The sequence below is a fragment of the Streptomyces sp. NPDC058964 genome (assembly GCF_042741275.1).
GTDB lineage: Bacteria > Actinomycetota > Actinomycetes > Streptomycetales > Streptomycetaceae > Streptomyces.
This window is the reverse complement of sequence record NZ_JBHYKH010000617.1, coordinates 1-4,789: the sequence shown is the minus strand read 5'-3', so window position 1 is coordinate 4,789 and position 4,789 is coordinate 1. Positions and strand designations below refer to the sequence as shown.

General features: G+C 71.2%; 3 protein-coding genes. All 3 read right to left on the bottom strand.

The window, feature by feature from the left end; all coding sequences use genetic code 11:
• On the bottom strand, positions 1–246 hold a 246-nt coding region (locus tag ACFW2E_RS41575; RefSeq protein WP_384475768.1), incomplete at its 3' end, for an adenosylhomocysteinase.
• Positions 227–1,159 (bottom strand): methylenetetrahydrofolate reductase [NAD(P)H], encoded by a 933-nt coding sequence (gene metF / locus ACFW2E_RS41570; RefSeq protein WP_384475765.1) that lies wholly within the window; start codon positions 1,157–1,159, stop codon positions 227–229. The genes metF and ACFW2E_RS41575, both read right to left, overlap by 20 nt.
• Positions 1,156–4,689 carry a methionine synthase gene (gene metH / locus ACFW2E_RS41565; RefSeq protein ID WP_384475762.1) on the bottom strand — a complete coding sequence of 1,178 codons (3,534 nt, stop codon included), beginning with the start codon at positions 4,687–4,689 and terminating at the stop codon, positions 1,156–1,158. The genes metF and metH overlap by 4 nt, the downstream gene beginning before the upstream one ends.
• Positions 4,690–4,789 lie beyond the last annotated feature (100 nt).

Below are 4,789 nucleotides of genomic sequence, written 5' to 3'. Positions count from 1 at the left end.
GATGTTGCAGGAGGCCCAGCGGACCCGCGCGCCCAGGGCGACCAGGGTCTCGATGAGCACGGCGGTCTGCACGGTCATGTGCAGGGAGCCGGTGATGCGGGCGCCGGCGAGGGGCTGTGCCCCGGCGTATTCCTTGCGGATCGCCATCAGGCCCGGCATCTCGTGTTCGGCGAGGGTGATCTCCTTGCGGCCGAACTCGGCCAGGGAGAGGTCGGCGACCTTGAAGTCAGCGGTCTTGGCGGGCATGCGCGGGCCTCTCGTTGAGGTTGGTCAGGTTGCGGTGGATCTCAAGGGTCGCCGTGGAGCGGTTGAGGGTGATGTAGTGCAGGCCGGGAGCGCCCTCGGCGAGGAGCCGCTCGGCCAGCGCGGTGGCGTGGTCGACGCCGATGCGGTGGGCGGTTGCGGGGTCGTCCCGGGCGGCCTCCAGGGCCTCGGCGAGGTCCCGCGGGAAGCGGGCGTCGCTCAGTTCGGCGAAGCGCTGGATCTGGCGGGCGTGGACGGCCGGCATGATCTCCGGAATGATCGGCGTCCCGCAGCCGGCGGCCGTGACGCGGTCGCGCAGCCGCAGATAGTCCTCGGCGTCGAAGAACATCTGCGTGATGGCGTAGTCGGCGCCGGCCCGGCACTTGGCGACGAAGTGCCGGATGTCGCTGTCCCAGTCGGGTGAGCGCGGGTGACGCTCGGGGAAGGCGGCGACGCCGATGCTGAAGTCCCCCGCCGATCGGACCAGTTCGACGAGCTGGTGGGCGTGACGCAGGCCGTCGGGGTGTGCGGTCCACGGGCCGCGCGGGTCACCCGGCGGGTCGCCGCGCAGGGCCAGGACGTCACGGATGCCCGCATCGGCGTACTGCCCGACGATGTGCCGCAGCTCGGCCACCGAGTGGTCGACGGCGGTGAGGTGGGCGACGGGGCGCAGCGTCGTCTCGGCGGCGATGCGGCGGGTGACGGCCACCGTGCGGTCCCTGGAGGAGCCGCCCGCGCCGTACGTCACGGAGACGAAGGTGGGGGCGACGGACTCGATCCGGCGGATCGCGTCCCACAACGTCCGTTCCCCGGCTTCGGTCCTGGGCGGGAAGAACTCGAAGGAGAAGGTGGTCACGCCCGCGGCGAGCAGGTCCCGCAGGGAACCGGCCGACGCGGTGGTGGCGGCAGTGGTCATCGGGCGGTCTCCTCGGCCGGGCCGCCGGTCGTCTTGAAGTAGACGGCCTCCGGGTGGTGCAGGATCAGGGCGTCCGTGGACTGTTCCGGGTGGAGCTGGAACTCCTCGGAGAGCGTGACCCCGATGCGCTCCGGGCGGAGCAGGCCGGCGATCTTGGCGCGGTCCTCCAGGTCGGGGCAGGCCGGGTAGCCGAGGGAGTAGCGGCAGCCCTGGTAGTCGGTGCGGAGCATGCCGGCCAGATCAGTTGGGTCCTGGTCCGCGATGCCCAGTTCGGCGCGGACGCGGGCGTGCCAGAACTCGGCCAGCGCCTCGGTCAGCTGCACGGACAGACCATGGAGTTCGAGGTAGTCGCGATAGGAGTCGGCGGCGAACAGCTCGTTCGCGGCCTCGGAGACCCGGTTGCCCATGGTGACCGTCGTGAACGCGATGACGTCGGTCTCGCCGGACACCGAATCCACCGCGTCCTGGGCGCGGAAGAAATCGGCCAGGCACAGGTACCGGTCGCGCTGCTGGCGGGGGAAGGTGAAGCGGGTGCGTTCGGTGCCGTCCTCGTCGAGGACGATCAGGTCGTCGCCCTTGGAGACGCAGCGGAAGTAGCCGTGCACGACGGCGGCTTCGAGGAGGTTGTCGGTGTGCAGCCGGTCCAGCCAGGCGCGCAGCCGCGGCCGGCCTTCCGTCTCGACCAGTTCCTCGTACGAGGGTCCGGTCGCGCCGCGGGAGGACTTGAGGCCCCACTGCCCCATGAACGTGGCGCGTTCGTCCAGCCAGGAGGCGTAGTCGGCGAGCGGGATGCCCTTGGTGACGCGGGTGCCCCAGAAGGGCGGGGTGGGCACGGGGTTGTCCGTCGCCACGTCCGAGCGGGCCGGCAGGGGGCGCCGGTCCTCGTTGATCCGGGCGGTCGTCGTGGCACGCACCCTGCGGCGCTTCAGTTCGGGCAGCGCGGCTCCCGCCTCGCCGCGTTTGAGCGCGGTCAGGGTGTCCATGAGGCGCAGGCCCTCGAAGGCGTCGCGGGCGTAGCGCACCTCGCCGTCGTACAGCTCGTGCAGGTCCTGTTCGACGTACGCCCGGGTGAGCGCCGCACCGCCGAGGATGACCGGGTAGGTCGTGGCGAGGCCGCGGTCGTTGAGCTCCTGGAGGTTCTCCTTCATGATCATCGTGGACTTCACCAGGAGGCCCGACATGCCGATGGCGTCGGCGCGGTGCTTCTCGGCCGCCTCGACGATCGCGGACACCGGCTGTTTGATGCCGAGGTTGACCACGTTGTAGCCGTTGTTGGTGAGGATGATGTCGACGAGGTTCTTGCCGATGTCGTGGACGTCGCCCTTGACGGTGGCCAGGACCAGGGTGCCCTTGCCGGAGGTGTCGGCCCGCTCCATGTGCGGCTCGAGGTGGCCGACGGCGGCCTTCATCACCTCGGCGGACTGGAGGACGAACGGCAGCTGCATCTGCCCCGAGCCGAACAGCTCGCCGACGGTCTTCATGCCGTCGAGGAGGATGTCGTTGACGATCTCCAGGGCGGAGTGCCCGGTCAGGGCCTCGTCCAGGTCGGCGGTCAGACCGCCCCGCTCGCCGTCGACGATGCGGCGGCGCAACCGGTCGGGCAGCGGCAGCGCGGCCAGTTCGGCGGCGCGGGATGCCTTCACGGAGCGGCTGTCGACGCCCTCGAAGAGCTCCAGATAGCGCTGGAGCGGGTCGTAGTCCTCGCGGCGCCGGTCGTGCACCAGGTCGAGGGCGCACTCCAGCTGCTCCTGCGGGATACGGGAGATGGGCAGGATCCTGGAGGCGTGCACGATGGCCGAGTCGAGTCCGGCGGCCACGCACTCGTGCAGGAAGACCGAGTTGAGGACGGTACGGGCGGCCGGGTTGAGCCCGAAGCTGATGTTCGACAGCCCCAGGGTGGTCTGCACGTCCGGGTGGCGGCGCTTGAGCTCCCGTATCGCCTCGATGGTCTCGACGCCGTCGCGGCGGGTCTCCTCCTGTCCGGTGGCGATGGGGAAGGTCAGACAGTCGACGAGGATGTCGCTCTCGGCCATCCCCCACTCGCCGGTGAGGTCGGCGATGAGGCGCTCGGCCACGCGCAGCTTCCATTCGGCGGTGCGGGCCTGGCCCTCCTCGTCGATGGTGAGGGCGACCACGGCGGCACCGTGCTCGGCGACCAGCGGCATGATCCGCGCGAACCGGGAGTCGGGACCGTCCCCGTCCTCGTAGTTGACGGAGTTGACGACGGCCCGGCCGCCCAGCCTCTCCAACCCGGCTTCCAGTATGGCGGGTTCGGTGGAGTCGAGGACGACAGGAAGGGTGGAGGCGGTGGCGAGGCGGCCCGCGAGCTCCTTCATGTCGGCGACGCCGTCGCGTCCCACGTAGTCGACGCACAGGTCGAGCAGATGGGCGCCGTCGCGGATCTGGTCGCGGGCGATCTCCACGCAGGTGTCCCAGTCCTCGCGGACGAGGGCTTCACGGAAGGCCTTGGAGCCGTTTGCGTTGGTACGTTCGCCGATGGCCAGGTAGGAGGTGTCCTGCCGGAACGGCACGGAGGTGTAGAGGGAGGCGGCGGCCGGCTCGGGGCACGGGTCGCGCCGAGCCGGTTCGAGATCGCGTACGGCCTCGGCGACCCGGCGCAGATGCTCGGGCGTGGTGCCGCAGCAGCCGCCGACCAGGCTCAGGCCGTGCTCGGTGACGAACTGGCGGTGTGCTGCGGCGAGTTCCTCGGGGCTGAGCGGGTAGTGGGCGCCGTCCGCGGTGAGCACGGGCAGTCCCGCATTGGGCATCGCGGAGATGCCGGTGCGGGCGTGCCGGGACAGCTGGCGCAGGTGCTCGTTCATCTCGGCCGGGCCGGTGGCGCAGTTGAGGCCGATCAGGTCGATGCCTAGGGGTTCGAGGGCGGTGAGGGCGGCGCCGGTCTCGGAGCCGAGCAGCATGGTGCCGGTGGTCTCGACGGTGATCTGTACGAACAGCGGCAGGTCGGCTCCCGTCCTGCGCAGGGCGCGGCGGGCGCCGATCAGGGCGGCCTTGGTCTGCAGCAGGTCCTGGGTGGTCTCGACGAGCACGGCGTGCGCGCCGCCCGCGATCAGGCCCTCGGTCTGCTCCTGGTAGGCGTCGCGCAGATCCGCGTAGGGGGCGTGTCCGAGGGTGGGCAGCTTGGTGCCGGGGCCGACCGAGCCGAGCACCCAGCGGGGGCGTTCGGCGGTGCTGTGGCCGTCGGCGACCTCCCGGGCGAGCCGGGCGCCGGCCTCGGCGAGTTCGCGGATGCGGGAGGCGATGCCGTACTCGCCGAGGTTGGCGAGGTTGGCGCCGAAGGTGTTGGTCTCGACGCAGTCGACGCCCGCGGTGAAGTACGCGTCGTGGACCGAGCGCACGATGTCGGGGCGGGAGACGTTGAGGATCTCGTTGCAGCCCTCGTGGCCCTGGAAGTCGTCGAGCGTGGGCTCCCGGTCCTGGAGCATGGTGCCCATGGCGCCGTCGGCGACGACCACCCGGGTGGCCAGGGCGTTTCGCAACTGCTGTGCGGTCGCCGTGCGCTGGGTGCTCACAGGGCGGCCTCCAGGAACGGGGCGAGCGCGGCGGCGGCCGTCTCGCCGTAGCCCTCGGTCAGCCTCGCCGTCACGGTCGTGCGGTCGAGGCGGTACTCCT

What these genes read in the sequence shown, in the direction of transcription:
- metF (WP_384475765.1), bottom strand. Translation starts at nt 1,159, where the DNA reads ATGACCACTGCCGCCACCACCGCGTCGGCCGGTTCCCTGCGGGACCTG.